The 19,275-nt window shown below is 72.6% G+C and carries 17 protein-coding genes; 11 read left to right on the top strand and 6 right to left on the bottom strand.

Annotation, left to right across the window (positions count from 1 at the left end):
- Positions 1-207 precede the first annotated feature (207 nt).
- Entirely contained in the window at positions 208-1,332 is a 1,125-nt protein-coding gene (disA, locus tag ACIRQ9_RS36630; protein ID WP_404183866.1) for a DNA integrity scanning diadenylate cyclase DisA, read from the bottom strand.
- An 80-nt stretch (positions 1,333-1,412) separates the two neighbouring features.
- Positions 1,413-2,822, bottom strand: coding sequence for a DNA repair protein RadA (gene radA / locus ACIRQ9_RS36625; RefSeq protein ID WP_404183863.1), 1,410 nt, complete (start codon positions 2,820-2,822; stop codon positions 1,413-1,415).
- Positions 2,823-3,032: 210 nt separating this feature from the next.
- Between radA and ACIRQ9_RS36620 the strand changes: the two genes are divergently transcribed.
- Positions 3,033-4,709 carry a hypothetical protein gene (locus tag ACIRQ9_RS36620; protein ID WP_404183860.1) on the top strand — a complete coding sequence of 559 codons (1,677 nt, stop codon included), beginning with the start codon at positions 3,033-3,035 and terminating at the stop codon, positions 4,707-4,709.
- A gap of 143 nt (positions 4,710-4,852) precedes the next feature.
- Here the strand turns inward: ACIRQ9_RS36620 and ACIRQ9_RS36615 are convergent, their stop codons facing one another.
- On the bottom strand, positions 4,853-5,710 hold the full coding sequence (locus ACIRQ9_RS36615; RefSeq protein ID WP_404183857.1) for a hypothetical protein: 858 nt from the start codon (positions 5,708-5,710) through the stop codon (positions 4,853-4,855).
- An 83-nt stretch (positions 5,711-5,793) separates the two neighbouring features.
- On the opposite strand from ACIRQ9_RS36615, the gene ACIRQ9_RS36610 reads away from it, so the two are divergent.
- From ACIRQ9_RS36610 to ilvD, 4 genes are all read left to right on the top strand, one after another.
- On the top strand, positions 5,794-6,726 hold the full coding sequence (locus ACIRQ9_RS36610; RefSeq protein ID WP_404183854.1) for a Ppx/GppA family phosphatase: 933 nt from the start codon (positions 5,794-5,796) through the stop codon (positions 6,724-6,726).
- Between the two features lie 179 nt (positions 6,727-6,905).
- Positions 6,906-7,736 (top strand): sugar phosphate isomerase/epimerase family protein, encoded by an 831-nt coding sequence (locus tag ACIRQ9_RS36605; RefSeq protein WP_404183851.1) that lies wholly within the window; start codon positions 6,906-6,908, stop codon positions 7,734-7,736.
- Complete coding sequence (locus ACIRQ9_RS36600; protein WP_404183848.1) at positions 7,733-8,359, top strand: TetR family transcriptional regulator; 627 nt, start codon at positions 7,733-7,735, stop codon at positions 8,357-8,359. Before ACIRQ9_RS36605 ends, ACIRQ9_RS36600 begins: the two co-directional genes overlap by 4 nt.
- Positions 8,360-8,468: 109 nt before the next feature.
- Complete coding sequence (gene ilvD, locus ACIRQ9_RS36595; protein WP_404183845.1) at positions 8,469-10,322, top strand: dihydroxy-acid dehydratase; 1,854 nt, start codon at positions 8,469-8,471, stop codon at positions 10,320-10,322.
- A gap of 122 nt (positions 10,323-10,444) precedes the next feature.
- Here ilvD and ACIRQ9_RS36590 read toward each other — a convergent pair whose 3' ends face one another.
- Positions 10,445-12,589 (bottom strand): serine/threonine-protein kinase, encoded by a 2,145-nt coding sequence (locus ACIRQ9_RS36590; protein WP_404183842.1) that lies wholly within the window; start codon positions 12,587-12,589, stop codon positions 10,445-10,447.
- A 181-nt stretch (positions 12,590-12,770) separates the two neighbouring features.
- On the opposite strand from ACIRQ9_RS36590, the gene ACIRQ9_RS36585 reads away from it, so the two are divergent.
- From ACIRQ9_RS36585 to proC, 6 genes are all read left to right on the top strand, one after another.
- Positions 12,771-13,094 (top strand): SH3 domain-containing protein, encoded by a 324-nt coding sequence (locus ACIRQ9_RS36585; RefSeq protein ID WP_404183839.1) that lies wholly within the window; start codon positions 12,771-12,773, stop codon positions 13,092-13,094.
- Positions 13,095-13,150: 56 nt separating this feature from the next.
- On the top strand, positions 13,151-13,669 hold the full coding sequence (locus ACIRQ9_RS36580) for an EamA/RhaT family transporter (RefSeq protein ID WP_404183836.1): 519 nt from the start codon (positions 13,151-13,153) through the stop codon (positions 13,667-13,669).
- Between the two features lie 85 nt (positions 13,670-13,754).
- Positions 13,755-14,552, top strand: a complete 798-nt coding sequence (locus ACIRQ9_RS36575; RefSeq protein ID WP_404183833.1) for a class I SAM-dependent methyltransferase — start codon at positions 13,755-13,757, stop codon at positions 14,550-14,552.
- Between the two features lie 431 nt (positions 14,553-14,983).
- Positions 14,984-15,793, top strand: coding sequence for an ABC transporter ATP-binding protein (locus ACIRQ9_RS36570; RefSeq protein ID WP_404183831.1), 810 nt, complete (start codon positions 14,984-14,986; stop codon positions 15,791-15,793).
- Entirely contained in the window at positions 15,790-16,569 is a 780-nt protein-coding gene (locus ACIRQ9_RS36565) for an ABC transporter permease (protein WP_404183828.1), read from the top strand. Before ACIRQ9_RS36570 ends, ACIRQ9_RS36565 begins: the two co-directional genes overlap by 4 nt.
- Positions 16,570-16,632: 63 nt before the next feature.
- Complete coding sequence (proC, locus tag ACIRQ9_RS36560; protein WP_404183825.1) at positions 16,633-17,445, top strand: pyrroline-5-carboxylate reductase; 813 nt, start codon at positions 16,633-16,635, stop codon at positions 17,443-17,445.
- Positions 17,446-17,530: 85 nt separating this feature from the next.
- Here proC and trpS read toward each other — a convergent pair whose 3' ends face one another.
- Positions 17,531-18,577, bottom strand: a complete 1,047-nt coding sequence (gene trpS / locus ACIRQ9_RS36555; RefSeq protein ID WP_404183822.1) for a tryptophan--tRNA ligase — start codon at positions 18,575-18,577, stop codon at positions 17,531-17,533.
- 480 nt (positions 18,578-19,057) lie between these two features.
- The coding region (locus ACIRQ9_RS36550) for a hypothetical protein (protein ID WP_404183819.1) at positions 19,058-19,275 on the bottom strand (218 nt) is incomplete at its 5' end.

Here is a 19,275-nt window from a genome sequence, read left to right as displayed (position 1 = left end):
CGGGTGCGGAGGTGCTCGGCCCCCGCCGGGTCGCGGGTGCGGAGGTGTTCAGCCCCCGTCGGGTCGCGGGTGCGGAGGTGCTCGGCCCCCGCCGGGTCGCGGGTGCGGAGGTGTTCAGCCCCCGCCGGGCCGGGGTTTGCGCAGATGGGTAGGGGGCGCGGGCGGCCCCGATCGGCCGCAGTTGATCAGCCGCCCACCCCAGCGGAGCTACACGTACCGTTCGAGGATCGAGGACTCCGCGAGCCGCGACAGACCCTCGCGGACGCTCCGCGCTCGCGCCTCGCCGACCCCGTCCACGGTCTGCAGGTCGTCCACGCTCGCGGCGAGCAGCTTCTGCAGGCCCCCGAAGTGCTCGACCAGCCGGTCGATGATCGCCCCGGGCAGCCGCGGCACCTTCGCCAGCAGCCGGAAGCCACGCGGCGACACCGCGGAGTCCAGCGCCTCCGGCGACCCCGTGTACCCCAGCGCCCGCGCCACCGTCGGCAGCTCCAGCAGCTCCGCGTGGCTCAGCGCGTCCAGCTCGTAGAGCGCCTCGTCGACCGTGCGCGAGCGCTTGGCGGTGGGCTCGGGGACGTAGTCCCTGACCACCAGCTCGCGCTCGGGCTCGACACCGGCGATCAGCTCGTCCAGCTGGAGCGCGAGCAGCCGGCCGTCGGTGCCCAGCTCGACCACGTACTCGGCGATCTCGGTGGCGATGCGGCGGACCATTTCGAGCCGCTGCGCGACGGCCGAGACGTCGCGGACCGTCACCAGGTCCTCGATCTCCAGCGCCGACAGCGTTCCCGCGACCTCGTCCAGGCGGAGCTTGTACCGCTCCAGGGTCGCGAGCGCCTGGTTGGCACGGGACAGGATCGCCGCCGAGTCCTCCAGGACACGCCGCTGCCCGCCGACGTAGAGCGCGATCAGCCGCATCGACTGCGAGACCGAGACCACCGGGAACCCGACCTGCTTGGAGACGCGGTCCGCGGTGCGGTGGCGGGTGCCGGTCTCCTCCGTGGGGATCGTCGCGTCGGGCACGAACTGCACGCCCGCCCGGAGGATCTTGGAGAGGTCGGAGGAGATCACGATGCCGCCGTCGAGCTTGCACAGCTCGCGCAGCCGGGTCGCCGTGAACTCGACGTCGAGGACGAAGCCGCCCGTGCACATCGTCTCGACGGTCTTGTCGAAGCCGAGGACGATGAGCCCGCCGGTGTTGCCGCGGAGGACCCGCTCCAGGCCGTCACGCAGGCCCGTGCCCGGAGCCACAGCGCTCAGCGAGGCGCGCATCAGGCCATCGGAACCGGCACTCCCACCGGATTTTCCGGGAGCCGCTGCCCGGTCGTTGGCTGCCACTGCACTCCTCCGGTCGCAGGTTCTGAGGCGCTCCCGCAGCCGCACGCGGTTCGTACGGATGGGCGAGACCAGGGCAAAGTCTACCGGCGCTGCTCCGCCTCCTGTGGGGCCTCTCGGCGACGGGAGCGCGGCAGCACCCGCAGCGCGTCCCCCATGTCCGCGACTTCCAGGACCTTCATGCCCGCCGGGATCCTGCCGGGATCGCTCGGCACGAGCGCGTGCGTGAAGCCGAGTCGGTGCGCCTCCGCCAGCCTGCGCTGGACGCCGGTGACCCGTCTGACCTCGCCGGCGAGACCGACCTCGCCGATGGCGACCAGGTTCTTGGGGAGCGGGGTGTCGCTCGCGGCGGAGGCCAGGGCGAGGGCGATCGCCAGGTCGGCCGCGGGCTCCGAGAGCTTCACGCCGCCGACGGTGGCGGAGTAGATGTCCCGCTTGCCGAGCGCGGTGATCCGCCCGCGCTGTTCCAGCACCGCCAGCATCATCGAGACCCGGGAGGTCTCCAGGCCGGAGGTGGTGCGGCGCGGGGAGGGGATCTGGGATTCCACGGTCAGCGCCTGGACCTCGGCGACCAGCGGGCGGCGGCCCTCCAGGGTGACCGTCAGACAGGTCCCCGGGACCGGTTCGGCACGTCGGGTCAGGAAGAGTCCGCTCGGGTCCGCCAGGCCCGTGATCCCCTCGTCGTGCAGCTCGAAGCAGCCGACCTCGTCCGTGGTGCCGTAGCGGTTCTTGACCCCGCGGACGAGCCGCAGGCGCGCGTGCCGGTCGCCCTCGAAGTGCAGGACGACGTCCACGAGGTGTTCGAGCAGCCGGGGACCGGCGATCGCGCCGTCCTTGGTGACGTGGCCCACCAGGAGCGTCGACATCCCCCGGTCCTTGGAGGCGCGGATGAGCGCCCCGGCCACCTCCCGCACCTGGGCCATGCCGCCGGGCGCGCCGTCGATCTCGGGGGACGCGACCGTCTGGACGGAGTCCATGATCAGCAGCGACGGCTTGACCGCGTCCAGGTGACCGAGGACGGCGGCCAGGTCGGTCTCGGCGGCGAGATAGAGGTGGTCGTCGATGGCGCCGATGCGGTCGGCGCGCAGCCGGACCTGGCTCGCCGACTCCTCTCCGGTGACGTAGAGGGTGCGGTGCTGCTCGCTCGCCGACTTGGCGGCCACGTCGAGCAGCAGGGTGGACTTGCCGACGCCGGGTTCGCCCGCCAGCAGGACGACCGCGCCGGGGACCAGACCGCCGCCCAGCACCCGGTCCAGCTCCGGCACGCCGGTCGTGCGCGCGGTGGCCTGGCGGCCGTCGACCTCGCCGATGGGTACCGCGGAGGTGGTGACCCGGCCGGGTGCCGTCGTGCGGACCGCGGGCGCGCCGTACTCCTCGACCGTCCCCCATGCCTGGCACTCGGGGCAGCGGCCGAGCCACTTGGCCGTCTGCCAGCCGCACTCGGTGCAGCGGAACGACGGACGGTCTTTCGCGGTCTTGGTACGGGCAGCCATGCGGAAACCGTAGCTCCCGCCACCGACAGCGGGCCCACGCCGGCGCCCGCGACCGACCCGGGCTGACGGGTCCCGGCCATGTCCCGTCAGGAACGAGCCACCGGGCAACCGGTTGGTGTCCCCTTATGAGGGATCGTTTCACCCGTACGGATTAAAAGTGCTCAAGGTGCCAGAAGGGACGTTACGCCGCCGCCTACGGTCGCACGGGTGATGAGCAGCAGTCCGGAGACCTCGACCCGCATGACCGGCGCGCACCGGGCAGACCGGGGGGCGCGTGCAGCGCGCGACCGTACGGCGGCGCGTGCGCTGGCGCAGCGGCCGCCGGCGCGCTACGAGCCGTACCTGGACGGGCTGTTCACGTACTGCCTCTCGGTGCTCTGCGACCACGACGCGGCCACCGCCGCCCTCGGGGACGTCCTCGCCGTCGCCGAGCGGCGCGGCCAGCGCGTCCCGGAGACCGACGGAGACCGCAGGGCCTGGCTGTACGCGCTGGCCCGCTGGGCCTGTCTGCGCGGTTTGGCCGAGGCCAAGCAGAAACGTCAGGCCACCCACGCGGCGGGCCGGACCACCGCCCCGGAACCCCCGGCCGCCGCCCGGACCGAGGAACAGCGGCGCGGCGAACTCGCCCTGCTCGCCTGGCCCGAGGCCGCCGGCACCACCCCGGAGCAGCGCGAGGCGCTCGAACTCGCGGTCCGCCACCACCTCACCGCCCAGGAGGTAGCCGCCGTCCTCGGCATGGATCTCGCCGGCGCCCGTGAACTGCTCGCCTCCGCGGCCTGCGAGGTGGAGCGCACCCGCGCGGCGCTCGCCGTGGTGGAGACCGGCGGCTGCCCGAGCGTGTCCCACCTCACCGGGGACAGCCAGCTGGTGCTGAGCAGCGCCCTGCGCCGTGAACTGGTCAGGCACGTCGACGACTGCCCGCGCTGCCGCCGCACCGCCGAACGCGCCGCGCCCGGACGGTGGCCCGGCGCGATCACCACGCCCGCCGAGCTGCCGGTCCTTGAGGCACCGCGCGCGGAGCTGCACGTCGCGATGGCGCACCCCTCGCGCGCGCGTGGCGCCGGGGTGCCGCGCTTCGACCGGCGCGGTTTCCCGATGGACCCGAAAGACCGCGCGGCCCGCCGCGACCGGCTGCGCGCGCGTGCCGTCACGACGACCGTCGTCGCCACGGTGGTGGCGGCTCCCGTGCTGGCCCTGTGGGCCGCGTACCGGGGTTCGCCCGCGGGGGAGGGGCACGACGGGCCGTCCGCGACCGCCCGCGAGACCTCCGGTCCGGGCGCGCTGGCCGGCGACGGCTCGGGCGGCTACCGGAACGCGGGCAACGCGGGCACCGGACCCGGGCCGCGCATCGGCAAGGACGGCAACGCCGACGTCTCGGTGGAGGTGGTCGGCGTCGCGGGCGGCGACCGGGCGAAGGGCGGCGCGGGGCACCTCGCGGTGACGGCCGCGAACGACGGCGACACGACGCTGATCACGCTCGCGGCGGCCGGTGACGCGCCCCTGCGGTGGTCGGTGTCCACCACCTCGGGCTGGCTGTACTTCTCGCGCTCCTCGGGAACGCTCCGGCCGGGCGAGTCCCTGACCGTCAAGGTGTACGTCGACCACCTGCGGGAGCCCGCCGGGCGCTGGACCGCGCGGGTCGCCGTGGCGCCGGCCGGGGCGGTGGTGACGATCGACGGCTACGGGACGGCCCCGCCGGTGAAACGGGGGCCGACGCCGCCGGGGCGGCCCACGCCCACGCCGACCGTGTCGGCGTCCGCCGAGCCGACGGACTCACCGACCGAGCCGACGCCCACGCCGACCCCGACCGCGTCGGACACGCCCGGCCCGACGGATTCGGCGTCGCCGACCGAGACCGAGAGCGGAGGGCCGTCGGCCACTCCGTGACAGCGGAGGCGGCGCGGCCGGGCGCGCGCCCGGCAGCGCCCGCGTCCCGCGGCCTCATGCCGAGGAGCGGCCCGCGCCTCGGCAGCGCCCGCGCCCACCTGTCGGCGAGGGCCGTACCGGACGCCGCTGCGCGGGGCGGCGTCTCAGGTCGTCGGGTCCGCCGGGTGCGGGGCCACCAGGGGCAGCTGGGAGGCCAGGCGCTGCTCGCACAGTTCGGCCAGGCGGTCGTAGCCGGCCTTGCCCATCAGTTCGGTCAGTTCCGGACGGTAGGAGACGTAGACCGGGTCACCGGCGCCGTGTGCCGAGGTCGCCGACGTGCACCACCAGTGCAGGTCGTGGCCGCCCGGGCCCCAGCCCCTGCGGTCGTACTCACCGATCGAGACCTGGAGGATGCGCGTGTCGTCGGGGCGGTCGATCCAGTCGTAGGTGCGGCGGACCGGGAGCTGCCAGCAGACGTCCGGCTTGGTCTCCAGCGGCTCGCGGCCCTCCCGCAGGGCCAGGATGTGCAGGGAGCAGCCCGCGCCCCCCGCGAAACCGGGACGGTTCTGGAAGATGCACGAGCCGTTGTACGGGCGGGTCTGGCGGGAGCCCTCGTCGTCCTCCGCGACCCAGCCGTCACGCGTGCCCTCGGCGTGGTGCTGCCAGATGTCCGGCGTGAGCCTCGACACGTGCTCGGCGACCCGCTTCTCGTCGTCCTCGTCGGAGAAGTGCGCGCCCAGCGTGCAGCAGCCGTCGTCCGCGCGGCCCGCCTGGATGCCCTGGCAGCCGCTGCCGAAGACGCAGTTCCAGCGCGAGGTCAGCCAGGTCAGATCACACCGGAACACCTGCTCGTCGTCGGCCGGATCCGGGAACTCGACCCACGCGCGCGCGAAGTCCAGGCCCTTCTCGTCGCCTGCCGGGGCCTGCTGTGAGGTCTTCGGCTTCTTCGACGGCTTCGCCCGCGAAGAACCGTCGGCGGATTGGGCGCCCTTGTGGTCCTTCGTCTTTTTCGTCTTTGGCACGTGTACAGGGTAAATCGCGCGAGGTGGCTTCGGGGACGCCACCGCCGATGGGTTCCCGGCCACCTGGCAGTAGCGTTCCGTACATGAGACTCGGTGTCCTCGACGTGGGATCCAACACGGTGCACCTGCTGGTGGTGGACGCGCACCCCGGCGCGCGCCCGCTGCCCGCGCACTCGCACAAGGCGGAATTGCGCCTTGCCCAACTGCTCGACGGCAACGGCGCGATCGGTCCCGACGGAGTCGGAAAACTGATCGGTGTCGTCCATGGGGCCCTCCAGGCCGCGGAGGACAAGGGCGTCGAGGAACTGCTGCCGTTCGCCACCTCCGCCGTGCGCGAGGCCAGCAACGCCGACGACGTCCTCGCGCGCGTGAGGGCCGAGACCGGTGCCGAACTCCAGGTCCTCAGCGGCGCCGAGGAGGCCCGCCTGACCTTCCTCGCGGTACGCCGCTGGTTCGGCTGGTCCGCGGGGAAACTGCTGGTCCTGGACATCGGAGGCGGCTCCCTGGAGATCGCCTACGGCATCGACGAGGAGCCGGACGCGGCCGTCTCGCTGCCGCTCGGCGCCGGGCGGCTCACCGCCGGCTGGCTCCCCGGCGACCCGCCCGCCCCGGACGACATACGGGCACTGCGCCGCCACGTGCGGGCCGAGATCGCGCGCACGGTCGGCGAGTTCAGCCGCTTCGGCGCTCCCGACCACGTCGTCGCCACCTCCAAGACCTTCAAGCAGCTGGCCCGGATCGCCGGCGCGGCCCGCTCCGCCGACGGCCTCTACGTCCAGCGGGAACTCAAGCGCAGCTCGCTGGAGACCTGGGTGCCGCGGCTCGCGGCCATGAACACGGCCCAGCGCGGCGCGCTCCCGGGCGTCTCCGAGGGCCGCTCCGGCCAGCTGGTGGCGGGCGCGCTGGTGGCGGAGGCCGCGATGGACCTGTTCGGGGTGGACTCGGTCGAGGTGTGCCCGTGGGCGCTGCGCGAGGGCATCATCCTGCGACGCCTGGACCACATGGGCTCGGCCTAGGCGCACCCGCGGTGTGCGGCCGCCCGACCCGCCGGCGGGCGGCGGACACACCCGCGGGCCGGCACGGGCGGACCGGTGAAGGCGGCGGACGCGGCCGGCCTCGTTCCCGACGCGACGATCGTCACACTGGCGAAGACACCCCCCGCCCCCGCCCGACCCCACCCCGTAACCTGTCCCTCGTGGCAGAACCAAGGGACGTCGTCCGTATCCCGGATGCGAAGGTCGCGCTCTCCACGGCCTCCGTCTATCCGGAGTCGACGGCGACGGCCTTCGAGATCGCCGCGCGCCTCGGCTACGACGGCGTCGAGGTCATGGTGTGGACCGACCCGGTCAGCCAGGACGTCGAGGCCCTGCGCCGACTGAGCGACTACCACCGCATCCCGATCCTCGCCGTCCACGCCCCCTGCCTGCTGATCACCCAGCGGGTCTGGTCCACCGACCCCTGGGTCAAGCTCCAGCGGGCCCGGTCGGCCGCCGAGAGGCTCGGCGCGGACACCGTCGTCGTCCACCCGCCGTTCCGCTGGCAGCGCCAGTACGCCCGCGACTTCGTGGAGGGCGTCTGGCGCATGGCGGACGAGACGGACGTCAGGTTCGCGGTGGAGAACATGTACCCGTGGCGCTACCGCGACCGCGAGATGCTCGCGTACGCCCCCGACTGGGACGTCACCAAGGACGACTACCGGCACTTCACGATCGACCTCAGCCACGCCGCGACCTCCCGCACCGACGCGCTCGCCATGTTCGACCGGATGGGCGACCGGCTCGGCCACGTCCACCTCGCCGACGGCCGCGGCTCCGCCAAGGACGAGCACCTGGTGCCCGGCCGCGGCACCCAGCCCTGCGCCGAGGTCCTGGAGCGCCTCGCGGTCACCGGCTTCGACGGGCACGTCGTCATCGAGGTCAACACGCGGCGCGCGATGTCCGCCGCCGAGCGCGAGGCCGACCTCGCGGAGGCCCTGGCCTTCACCCGCCTGCACCTGGCCTCGGCGGTGAAGGTGCCCCGCCGGTGACCCGCACCGCACCGGCCGGCGACGGGACCGCACCCCGCCGCCGCGGCCGCCCGCCGCGCACCGAGTCGGCGGACACCCGGGACCGCATCCTCGCCGCCGCCCGCGAGGAGTTCTCCGAGCTCGGCTACGACAAGACGTCCGTGCGCGGCATCGCCAAGGCCGCCGGCGTCGACTCGGCCCTCGTCCACCACTACTTCGGCACCAAGGAGCAGGTCTTCGAGGCCGCGATCTCGGTCGCCTTCGCGCCCGCGCTGAACGCGCCCGTCGCGGTGGCCGACGGCCCGGTGGAGGGCGTCGGCGAACGCCTGACCCGCTTCATCTTCGGCATCTGGGAGAACCCCACCACCCGTACGCCCCTGCTGGCGATCCTCCGCTCGGCGGTGAACAACGAGACCGCCGCCGCCGTCTTCCGGCGGCTGGTCGCCGCCCAGTTGCTGCGCCGGCTCGCCGAGCAGCTGGACCTCCCGGACGCGCAGCTCCGCGCCGAGCTGGCCGCCGCGCAGCTCGTGGGGTGCGCGATGCTGCGCTACGTCATCAAGCTGGAGCCGCTGGCGTCGGCGGACCTGGAGCAGATCGTGGCGCGGGTGGCACCGGTCGTCCAAGGGCATCTGACCGGCCCGTGAGGCCGGAGCAGCGAGACACCCGTCCCGCATTCCGGACACCTCGTCCCGAAGCCTGAGCAACGGGCGTACGCTCGACGAGAGCCCTATCTGCCTGAAGGAGCGAGCGACGATGCCCGAGCTGAGGTCCCGCACAGTCACCCACGGCCGCAACATGGCGGGCGCCCGCGCCCTGATGCGCGCCTCCGGTGTACCGGGCGCGGACATCGGCCGCAAGCCGATCATCGCGGTCGCCAACAGCTTCACCGAGTTCGTGCCGGGCCACACCCACCTGCAGCCGGTCGGCCGGATCGTCAGCGAGGCGATCACGGAGGCGGGCGGCATCCCGCGCGAGTTCAACACGATCGCCGTGGACGACGGCATCGCCATGGGCCACGGCGGCATGCTGTACTCCCTGCCGTCCCGCGACCTGATCGCCGACTCCGTCGAGTACATGGTCGAGGCGCACTGCGCCGACGCCCTGGTCTGCATCTCCAACTGCGACAAGATCACGCCGGGCATGCTGATGGCCGCGCTGCGCCTGAACATCCCCACGGTCTTCGTCTCCGGCGGCCCGATGGAGGCCGGCCGGGCCACCCTCGTCGACGGCACCGTCCGCACCCTCGACCTGGTCGACGCGATCTCCGACGCCGTGAACGACAAGATCTCCGACGAGGACATCCTCCGTATCGAGGAGAACGCCTGTCCGACCTGCGGCTCCTGTTCCGGCATGTTCACCGCCAACTCGATGAACTGCCTGACCGAGGCCATCGGACTCTCCCTCCCCGGCAACGGCTCGGTCCTCGCCACCCACACGGCCCGCAAGCGCCTGTACGTCGACGCGGCCCGCACGGTCATGGACATCACCCGCCGCTACTACGAGCAGGACGACGACACGGTCCTGCCCCGCAACGTCGCGACCTTCGCCGCGTTCGAGAACGCGATGGCCCTGGACATCGCGATGGGCGGCTCCACCAACACGATCCTGCACCTGCTGGCCGCCGCCCAGGAGGCGGGCGTCTCCTTCGGCCTGGAGGAGATCAACGAGGTCTCGCGCCGGGTGCCCTGCCTGGCCAAGGTGGCCCCGAACGTCGCGAAGTCCCGCACGTACTACATGGAGGACGTGCACCGGGCCGGCGGCATCCCCGCCCTCCTCGGCGAACTGCACCGCGGCGGCCTCCTGAACGAGGACGTGCACTCCGTCCACAGCCCCTCCCTCGCCGACTGGCTCAAGACGTGGGACGTGCGCGGCGGCTCCCCGTCGCCCGAGGCGGTGGAACTGTGGCACGCGGCCCCGGGCTGCGTCCGCTCCTCCGAGGCGTTCTCCCAGTCGGAGCGCTGGGAGGCCCTGGACGAGGACGCGGCGGAGGGCTGCATCCGCAGCGTCGAGCACGCGTACTCCAAGGACGGCGGCCTCGCCGTCCTCAAGGGCAACCTCGCCGTCGACGGCTGCGTGGTCAAGACGGCCGGCGTCGACGAGTCGATCTGGACCTTCGAGGGCCCGGCGGTCGTCTGCGAGTCGCAGGAAGAGGCCGTCGAGAAGATCCTCAACAAGCAGGTCACGCACGGCGACGTCGTCGTCATCCGCTACGAGGGCCCCAAGGGCGGCCCCGGCATGCAGGAGATGCTCTACCCGACGTCCTTCCTCAAGGGCCGCGGCCTCGGCAAGACCTGCGCGCTGGTCACCGACGGCCGCTTCTCCGGCGGCACCTCGGGCCTGTCGATCGGCCACGCCTCGCCGGAGGCGGCCTCGGGCGGCACCATCGCCCTCGTCGAGGACGGCGACCGCATCCGCATCGACATCCCCCACCGCACCATCGAACTCCTCGTCGACGACGCCGAACTGGCTCGTCGTGAGCAGGCCCTGAACGGCGTGTACGCACCGAAGAACCGCGACCGCAAGGTCTCGGTGGCCCTGCGCGCCTACGCGGCGATGGCCACCAGCGCCGACAAGGGCGCGGTGCGCGACGTGAGCAAGCTCGGCTGACACCCGGCCGCACGACAGGGGCCGCCTCCCCCACGGGAGGCGGCCCCTGTCGCCTGTGCGCGAGGCCCGGCGCCGCCGGCCGCCCTCGTCCCGGCGAAGACCTGGTGACGCGGACGCCGGCGTCACCAGCCGGCGGGATCCGCCCCGTCCACGCCGAAGACGCTTCCGTCCGGCCCGGTGGCGTACACACGGGAGCCGACGATCACCGGAGCCGACAGCGCGGCGACGACCTGGTCGGCGTTGCCGGCCAGCCGCGCCGGGGTCTGGCCGACGAGCGTCCCCTCGCGGGCGTCCACGGCGAGCAGACGTCCGTCGGCCGCCGTGAAGTAGACGTGCCGGTCGTCCGCCACCGGCGCCGAACCCCGGCTCACCGACGTCTGCAGCCCCCAGAGCCGTCTGCCGCTCTCCAGGTCCACGGCCTCCAGCGAACCGCCGGCGGCCAGCAGGTAGACGACGTCGCCGCGGACCGAGGCGCCCGGTGCGTCCCGGCGGACGGGCAGCGCCACCCGGCGGGTGGTCCCGCTGTCCGGCGTGTAGCGCACCACCGCGTCCGTCTGCCCGGAGCCGAGATCCGTGGACAGCAGGAACAGCGACCCGCCCGAGCCGCCGACCGGTTCGAGGTCACCCGCGAGCCGCGCCTCCCAGCGCCGCTCCCCGGCCTCCGGGTCCAGCGCGGTGACCACGGTGTGCGTGCCGTCGTCGGAGGTACTGGTCGCATAGGCCAGCCGGTCTCTGGCGAACGAACTCAGGGACGGGGTCACGGTGCCCGGCACCGGCAGGCTCCAGCTGGTGCGGCCGGTCCCGGCGTCGATGCCGGTGACCACGCGATCGGCCCCGGCCACCAGCAGCATGCTCCGGGTGACCGTCATCGCCTGGTGCGCGGGCAGCTCCCGCTGCCAGCGCGGCGAACCCGTCGCCGGATCCAGCGCCGTCACCCGCCGCCCACCGTCCGCCGGGAGCACCAGCAGCCCGCCCGACAGCGACGGCGCGCCGTTCGTACCGTCGTCCGTGACCCGGTGCCGCCACAGCACCCGCCCGCTCGCCTGATCGAGGGCGTACGCCAGCCCCGACCGGAAGCACAGCAACTTCCCCGCCCCGCCGACGCACTGCGGCATCCCCGAGCCGGGCGCGGCGACCGCCTCCCGCTGCCAGGCCTCGAACGCCGTGGCGGAGCGCCGGACCGTTTCGCCCGTGGGTGCCGGGCCGTCGCCCCCCGACCACGGCACCGAGGCGAGCACACCGCCGAGGACCAGGAACCCGGCCCCGGCGGCGACGGCCATCCGTCGCACCGACACCTTCCGCGCCGTCCGGGTCCCCCGGCCGGAACGGGCGGCCGCCGGCTCGTCCGGTTCCGGCGGCTTCTCCTCTTCTCCCTCCGAGGGCTCGTCCGCGTCCTCCGTGACCCGCTGCGCCGGTATGAACGCCTGCGTGTCGTACGACGCCGACAACGACCGCAGCTCCCGCATCATCTCGTCGGGCGTCGGCCGGTCCTCGGGCTCCTTGGCGAGACAGCGCAGCACCAGCGGAGCCAGCTCCTCCGGCATGCCGGTGAGGTCGGGCTCGTCGTGCACGACCTGGTAGGCGACGACATAGGGGCTGTCGGAGTCGAACGGCCCCCGCCCGGTCGCCGCGTGCACCAGCACGGACCCGAGCGCGAAGATGTCCGCGGCGGGCCCCACCTCCCGCGGCCGCCGGAACTGCTCCGGCGCCATGAACGGCGGCGTACCGATCAACTTCCCCGTCTCGGTCCGCAGTTCGCTGTCCTTGGGCCGGGAGATGCCGAAGTCGATGACTTTCGGACCGTCCTTGGCGAGCAGGACGTTGCTCGGCTTGAGGTCCCGGTGCACCACCCCGACCCGGTGGATGTCGCGCAGCGCCTCCGCGAGGCCCGCCATCAGCCTGCGCAACTGGGCAGGCGCCATGGGGCCGTTCCGCTTGACCTGCTCGGAGAGGGTCGGCCCGGGGATGAAGAGGGTGGCCATCCACGGCCGCGCGGCCTCCGGATCGGCGTCCACGACGGGAGCGGTGAAGGCACCGCTGACCTTGCGCGCGGCGGCCACCTCCTGCCGGAAACGGCCCCTGAACTCACGGTCCTTGGCGAACTCGGCGTGCACGATCTTCACGGCGAGCTTCAGCCCGGAGGTGCTGCGGGCCAGGTGCACCACGCCCATGCCGCCCGAGCCCAGGCAGGACTCCAGCCGGTAGTGCCCGGCGTACTCAGGAAGTTCCGCTTCCGCGTCCGCTCCGGTGTTGCGCTGTGGCGTCATCAGACCACCCCCGTGCTTTCTCCGCGGAGCGCGACGCACGGAGCCTAGTCGATGACGCGTGCGATACAGAGGCGGCTTGCTAGCCTCCGCGTGCGAGTCGCGCACACGAGTTTCATGGCTCGATTCGAGGGAATCAACGGGGTCCCATGGCACTCATGGGGTTCATTGGGGGGAGTTTCACATGTCAGCCGATCATGTCCAGGAAGCCGGCAGCAGCGGTGAGGCCGAGGCCGTCGCGACGCTCGCGGCGGCGTCCGTGAAGACGTATCCGGTCGCCCCCGGCGTCCGTCTCAACGTCCGCAGCGGCCCCGGTACCGGCTACGGCATCACACGGACCCTCCCCGAGGGCACCCGCGTCCCGATCTTCTGCCAGACACCCGGCACCACCGTCTCCGGCTACTACGGCACCTCGAACATCTGGGACAACATCGACAACGGCGAGTACGTCTCGGACGCCTACGTCCACACGGGCAGCGACGGCTACGTGGCCGACCGCTGCTCCTGATACGGCCGGCACGACCCGCCCCGGAGCCCGCGGCCGCGCGGCGCCATAATCGTCCCGTGAGCGACGAACCTGGCACCCCGGACACCTCCGCGGGCTCCGCAGGCGGGGCCCCGACCGGCCCCCGGCCCGAGCCCCTCCGTTTCTTCGGCACGTCCTGGGTCGACCACGACCACGGCTACGCCCTGCGCCGCGCCGGCGTGGCCGTGGGTTCGCTCGCCGCCGCCGTCGTCTCGTGCCTGGTCCTGCGTCTCGCGTACGAAGGCCTCCAGCTCGCCGACATCGGAGCCTTCGTGACCGTGCTGGTCGTCGCGATGTTCGCCATCTGCAGCGCACTGGCCTTCCGCACCACCTGGGACGGCTTCGGCAAACGCCCCGACCCGGAACGCCAGGCCTCCCTGCGCGGTCTCCTGGCCATCGGCTTCGTCGGCTCCCTCCTCGCCTACTTCTTCCGCGCCCTGATCGAGGCCCCCGGCGAGCGACTCCACCGCACCGAGCACGAGACCGCCGTCCAGGAGCACGAACGTCGCACGACGCGCCGTACGGGCAACCCGTCGAAGAAGAAGCGCAAGCGCTGAGACCGTCCGGTACGACACCGGACGCACCCTCGCGCCCGGCGATATCCGCTGTCGCCCTCCCTCCCGCCCCCGCGACCATGGCCGTATGACCACAAGCCAGTCGCGCACCCCGGATCCTGTCCCCTCGCACGCGACCCGCGCGCACTCCTTCAACGCCGCCGCGGCCCAGTACGCCGCCAACCGCCCCTCTTACCCGCCCGCCCTCCTCGACGCAGTGGAGGAAGCGGCCGGCCGCACCCTCACCGGGGCCCGGGTGGTCGACGTGGGCGCCGGGACCGGCATCGCGACCGCCGTCCTGCGGGCCCGCGGCGCCGACGTGGTCGCGGTGGAGCCGGGCGAGGGCATGGCGGCACAGTTCCACCGCTCCCTCCCCGGCGTCCCGCTCGTCCGCGGCAACGGCAACGCCCTGCCGCTCGCCGACGGCATCGCCGACTTCGTCACCTACGCCCAGGCCTGGCACTGGACCGACCCGTCCCGATCGGTCCCGGAGGCGCTGCGCGTGCTGCGGCCTGGCGGCGCGATCGCGCTGTGGTGGAACACCGACGCCCTGGACGTGGAGTGGATCGCCGGACAGAACGAGCGGATGAGCCGCTTCTTCGGTGTGGACGCGGCCGCCGAGAAGCGCAAGACCGCCGAACGCACCGACCTCGCCGACCCCAGCGGCCGCCTCCGCTTCGCCCGCCGCGAGGTCCGCTGGAGCCGCCGCATCCCCGTCGACACCCACCTCGCCAACCTCGGCAGCCACTCGGCGTTCCTGCTCACCCCCGAGGACCGCCGCACCGCCTTCTTCACCGACGAGCGCGCCCACCTCCTCAAGGCCTTCCCCGAGGGGATCGTCGAGGAGACCTACGACGTGCTCCTCCTAGTCGCCCTCACCACCTGACCGACGCCACCGACCCGACGACCGGCCCCGGCCCGGCCACTGGCCCTGGCCCGGTCATCGGCCCCGACCCGGTCATCGGCCCCGGCCCGGTCATCGGCCCCGGCCCGGTCATCGGCCCCGGCCCGGTCATCGGCCCCGGATCGACCACCGGTTACCGGCCTGCCCCGCCACGCCACGCCCCGCCCCAGCCACTGGCCCCCGGCCCGCGGCCCCCGGCCCGCGGTAACGATCCGGCCGCGGGCCGGTGGCCGGCGTGCGGGGTGCCTCCCGCCCCCCGGGCGACGCCCCGTCCGCCCAGCGCCCCCTCTCCGCACGCGGCCCCGTCCGCCCAGCGCCCCCTCTCCGCACACGGCCCCCGTCCGCCCGGCGCCCGCGTCCACCGCCCACTCCTCCCCTTGACGCCTCCTGCCCTCCCGAGCATTATTCATCGCATGGTGAATTACTCGCCGGAGCCGCCCGAGGCCCCCGGTAACTCCGCCCTGCCCCCCGCCGTCCAGGCCGCCGGCCTCACCGCCGTCCGCGGTCCCCGCACCGTCCTGCGCGGCCTCGACTTCACCGTCCCCCGCGGCCAGATCACCGGCCTGCTCGGACCCTCCGGCTGCGGCAAGTCGACCCTCATGCGCTCCATCGTCGGCAGCCAGGCCAAGGTCACCGGCACCCTGAACGTCCTCGGCCGACCCGCCGGCCACCCCACCCTCCGCACCCGCATCGGCTACGTCACCCAGGCCCCCTCCGTCTACGACGACCTGACCGTCCGCCAGAACCTGGACTACTTCGGCTCGGTCCTCGACCCCACCAGCCCCGCCCCCGACCGCCGTGCCGACGTCGAACGCGTCCTCGGCGAAGTCGACCTCACCGGCCACGCCGACTCCCTCGCCGGCAACCTCTCCGGCGGCCAGCGCAGCCGCGTCTCCCTCGCCGTCGCCCTGCTCGGCACCCCCGAACTCCTCGTCCTCGACGAACCCACCGTCGGACTCGACCCCGTCCTGCGCCGCGACCTCTGGCAGTTCTTCCACTCCCTCACCGCCACCCGCGGCGCCACCCTCCTCGTCTCCTCCCACGTCATGGACGAGGCCGAGCGCTGCCACCGCCTCCTCCTCATGCGCGACGGCGAGATCCTCGCCGACGACACCCCCGAAGCGCTCCGCACCCGCACCGGCTCCGACACCGTCGAGGAAGCCTTCCTGCACCTCGTCGACGAGGCCGCCGCCACCTCCCGCACGAAGGAGTCCGCGCGATGACCGCTCAGCCGGCCACCACGACCGCCCCCGTCAGAGCCCTCAGCCCGGCCCGCACCACCGCCACCGCGGCCCGCGTCCTGCGCCAGCTCCGCCACGACCCCCGCACGATCGCGCTGCTCCTCCTCATCCCGTGCCTGATGCTGGTCCTGCTCCGCTACGTCTTCGACGGCAGCCCGCACACCTTCGACAACATCGGCGCCTCGCTCCTCGGGATCTTCCCGCTCATCACGATGTTCCTGGTGACCTCCATCGCCACCCTCCGCGAGCGCACCTCCGGCACCCTCGAACGCCTCCTCTCCATGCCGCTCGGCAAGGCCGACCTCATCGCCGGCTACGCCCTCGCCTTCGGCATCCTCGCGATCATCCAGTCGGCCCTCGCCACCGGCCTGGCCGTCTGGCTCCTGGGCCTCGACGTCACCGGCTCACCCTGGCTCCTGCTCCTGGTCGCCCTGCTCGACGCCCTGCTCGGCACGGCCCTCGGCCTCTTCGTCTCGGCCTTCGCGGCCTCGGAATTCCAGGCGGTCCAGTTCATGCCGGCGGTGATCTTCCCCCAGCTCCTCCTCTGCGGCCTCTTCACACCCCGCTCCCAGATGCACCCCGTCCTCGAAGCCGTCTCCGACGTCCTGCCCATGTCCTATGCCGTGGACGGCATGAACGAGGTCCTCCACCACACCGACATGACCGCCACCTTCGTCAGGGACGTCCTGATCGTCGCCGGCTGCGCCCTGCTGGTGCTGACCCTCGGAGCGGCCACCCTCCGGCGGCGGACGACATGACCCCCCGTCCGCCCAGCGGACAACCCCCGCCCGCCCGCCACGCCCGGTGACAGACTGAACCGCATGAGTCAGAAAGTCGCAGTCCTCGGTACCGGCAAGATCGGCGAAGCCCTGCTCAGCGGAATGATCCGGGCCGGCTGGGCACCCGCCGACCTCCTGGTCACCGCCCGCCGCCCCGAACGGGCCGAAGAACTCCGCGCCCGCCACGGAGTCAGCCCGGTCACCAACGCCGAGGCCGCGAAGACCGCCGACACCCTGATCCTGACGGTCAAGCCGCAGGACATGGGCACGCTCCTCGACGAACTCGCCCCGCACATCCCCGCCGACCGCCTGGTCATCAGCGGCGCGGCCGGCATTCCCACCTCCTTCTTCGAGGAGCGCCTCGCAGCCGGCACCCCGGTCGTCCGCGTCATGACGAACACGCCCGCCCTCGTGGACGAGGCGATGTCCGTCATCTCCGCCGGCAGCCACGCCACCGCCGCCCACCTCGCCACCGCCGAGGAGATCTTCGGCGCCGTCGGCAAGACCCTCCAGGTCCCCGAGTCCCAGCAGGACGCCTGCACCGCCCTGTCGGGCTCGGGGCCGGCCTACTTCTTCTATCTGGTCGAGGCCATGACGGACGCCGGCATCCTGCTCGGTCTGCCCCGCGACAAGGCCCACGAACTCATCGTCCAGTCCGCGATCGGCGCCGCCGTGATGCTCCGCGACAGCGGCGAGCATCCCGTCAAGCTCCGCGAGAACGTCACCTCGCCCGCCGGCACCACCATCAACGCCATCCGCGAACTGGAGAACCACGGCGTGCGCGCCGCCCTCATCGCCGCCCTCGAAGCCGCCCGCGACCGCAGCCGCGCACTCGCCTCCGGAAAGAAGGACTGAGCCCGGACCGACCGCGGTCGGAGGAAAGGCGACGAGGAGAGCCAGGAAGGACAGAGGGACCGAGAGAACGGGGGACTGCCGGTGCCTAGCGCGCCGCGTTCACCGCGGGCCGGGCACCGGCACCCCCCGCGAAGGTGCCCGGCGGCAACAACCCGATGGCCCGATAGGCGGTATCGACCATCGGCCGGGCGATCGCCCGAGCCTTATCCGCCCCATGCCGCAACACCTCCTCCACATATCCGGGATCGACGCACAACTCCTTGTGCCTGGCCTTCACAGGACCGAGCACGTCCAGCACCGCGTCCGCGGTGGCCCGCTTCAGAGCGCCGTACGAATCATGAACGGTCGCCAGTGACTCAGGGTTCCCGCCCGTGCACGCAGCGAGAATCTCCAGCAGGTTCGCGACCCCGGGCCGCTCCTCGCGGTCGTAGACGACCTCCTGCCCGCTGTCCGTCACGGCCCGCATGATCTTCTTCCGGATCACCTCCGGTTCGTCCAGGAGATAGACGACGCCCGGCCCGGAGTCGTCGCTCTTGCCCATCTTCGACAGGGGGTCCTGGAGGTTCATCACCCGTGCGGCGACCTTCGGCACGGTGGCCTTCGGCACCACGAACGTGTGCCCGTACCGCTGGTTGAACCGCACCGCGAGATCCCGGGTCAGCTCCACGTGCTGCGCCTGGTCGTCACCGACCGGCACCTCGTCCGCCCCGTACGCCAGGATGTCCGACGCCATCAGCGCCGGATACGTCAGCAGGGAAAGCCGCACACTCCGCCCGCGCACCGCCTCGCTCGCGACCTTCTCCCTGTACTGGATCATGCGCCGCATCTCCCCGTCGGTGGCCACGCACTCCATGAGGTACGACAGGCGGGTGTGCTCGTCGACGTGGCTCTGCACGAACACCGTGCACAGCTCCGGATCCAGCCCCGCGGCCAGCAGCAGGGTCGCCGCCTGCCGGGTGAGCCTGCGCAGTCGCGCCGGGTCGTGGTCCACGGTCATCCCGTGCAGGTCGACGATGCAGAACAGGGCGTCGGCCTGGTGCTGGTCCACCGCGGCCCACTGCCGCATGGCCCCCAGGTAGTTCCCCAGCGTCAGGTGTCCGGTCGGCTTGATCCCGCTGAAGACCCGTGTCATTCCTTCTCCACCTCCAGGTCGGAGCCGCCGCCCTGAGCGGCCGGCCCTCAGAGGTTCTGGAGGGAGATACGCGAACGGCCGCCGAGGCGGCGGCCGTTGAGTGCGTACGTGAACGCGGCCGCCGTCAGGCGGCCCACCACTGCTGCCGGGTGCACGTACGCGTAGTCATGTCCCCCACGATATGCCCCAGGGCCCCGGCAGGTCGCGGGTTGACACACCCCAACCGGTTACGTAATGTTCTCCGAGTTGTTCGACGTGAGCGCCGACCCCGGTCGGTCCCCGGACAGCCATTCCGCAAGTACCTACCAGCAGTCGACGATCCGTCGTCGCCTTGTTTTGGCATGCGTATGTGCGAAATGAAGGAATCCACGTTCGAAAGGACGCGGCCCCCACCGATTAGCTCGGAGGCCGGGAATCCGCTAAAGTCTCACTCGTCGGAACGGCCCAACAGCCGCGAAGGCAACACCCGCTGACTGGGAATCAGACGCCGAAAGGATCTGATAGAGTCGGAAACGCCGGAAAGGGAAACGCGAGAGCGGAAACCTGGAAAGCACCGAGGAAATCGGGTCGAGAAAAGATCTGATAGAGTCGGAAACGCAAGAACGAAGGGAAGCCCGGAGGAAAGCCCGAGAGGGTGAGTACAAAGGAAGCGATCGTTCCTTGAGAACTCAACAGCGTGCCAAAAGTCAACGCCAGAT

The sequence above is a fragment of the Streptomyces sp. NPDC101237 genome (assembly GCF_044767465.1).
GTDB lineage: Bacteria > Actinomycetota > Actinomycetes > Streptomycetales > Streptomycetaceae > Streptomyces > Streptomyces gramineus.
The sequence above is the reverse complement of the archived record's forward strand: the minus strand, read 5'-3'. Positions and strand labels throughout refer to the sequence as shown.

Excerpts from the sequence above, each read along its gene's own strand:
- radA (WP_404183863.1), bottom strand. The coding sequence starts at position 2,822 with ATGGCTGCCCGTACCAAGACCGCGAAAGACCGTCCGTCGTTCCGCTGC.
- ACIRQ9_RS36620 (WP_404183860.1), top strand. The coding sequence starts at position 3,033 with ATGAGCAGCAGTCCGGAGACCTCGACCCGCATGACCGGCGCGCACCGG.
- ACIRQ9_RS36610 (WP_404183854.1), top strand. The coding sequence starts at position 5,794 with ATGAGACTCGGTGTCCTCGACGTGGGATCCAACACGGTGCACCTGCTG.
- ilvD (WP_404183845.1), top strand. The coding sequence starts at position 8,469 with ATGCCCGAGCTGAGGTCCCGCACAGTCACCCACGGCCGCAACATGGCG.
- ACIRQ9_RS36590 (WP_404183842.1), bottom strand. The coding sequence starts at position 12,589 with ATGACGCCACAGCGCAACACCGGAGCGGACGCGGAAGCGGAACTTCCT.
- ACIRQ9_RS36585 (WP_404183839.1), top strand. The coding sequence starts at position 12,771 with ATGTCAGCCGATCATGTCCAGGAAGCCGGCAGCAGCGGTGAGGCCGAG.
- ACIRQ9_RS36575 (WP_404183833.1), top strand. The coding sequence starts at position 13,755 with ATGACCACAAGCCAGTCGCGCACCCCGGATCCTGTCCCCTCGCACGCG.
- ACIRQ9_RS36570 (WP_404183831.1), top strand. The coding sequence starts at position 14,984 with ATGGTGAATTACTCGCCGGAGCCGCCCGAGGCCCCCGGTAACTCCGCC.
- ACIRQ9_RS36565 (WP_404183828.1), top strand. The coding sequence starts at position 15,790 with ATGACCGCTCAGCCGGCCACCACGACCGCCCCCGTCAGAGCCCTCAGC.
- proC (WP_404183825.1), top strand. The coding sequence starts at position 16,633 with ATGAGTCAGAAAGTCGCAGTCCTCGGTACCGGCAAGATCGGCGAAGCC.
- trpS (WP_404183822.1), bottom strand. The coding sequence starts at position 18,577 with ATGACACGGGTCTTCAGCGGGATCAAGCCGACCGGACACCTGACGCTG.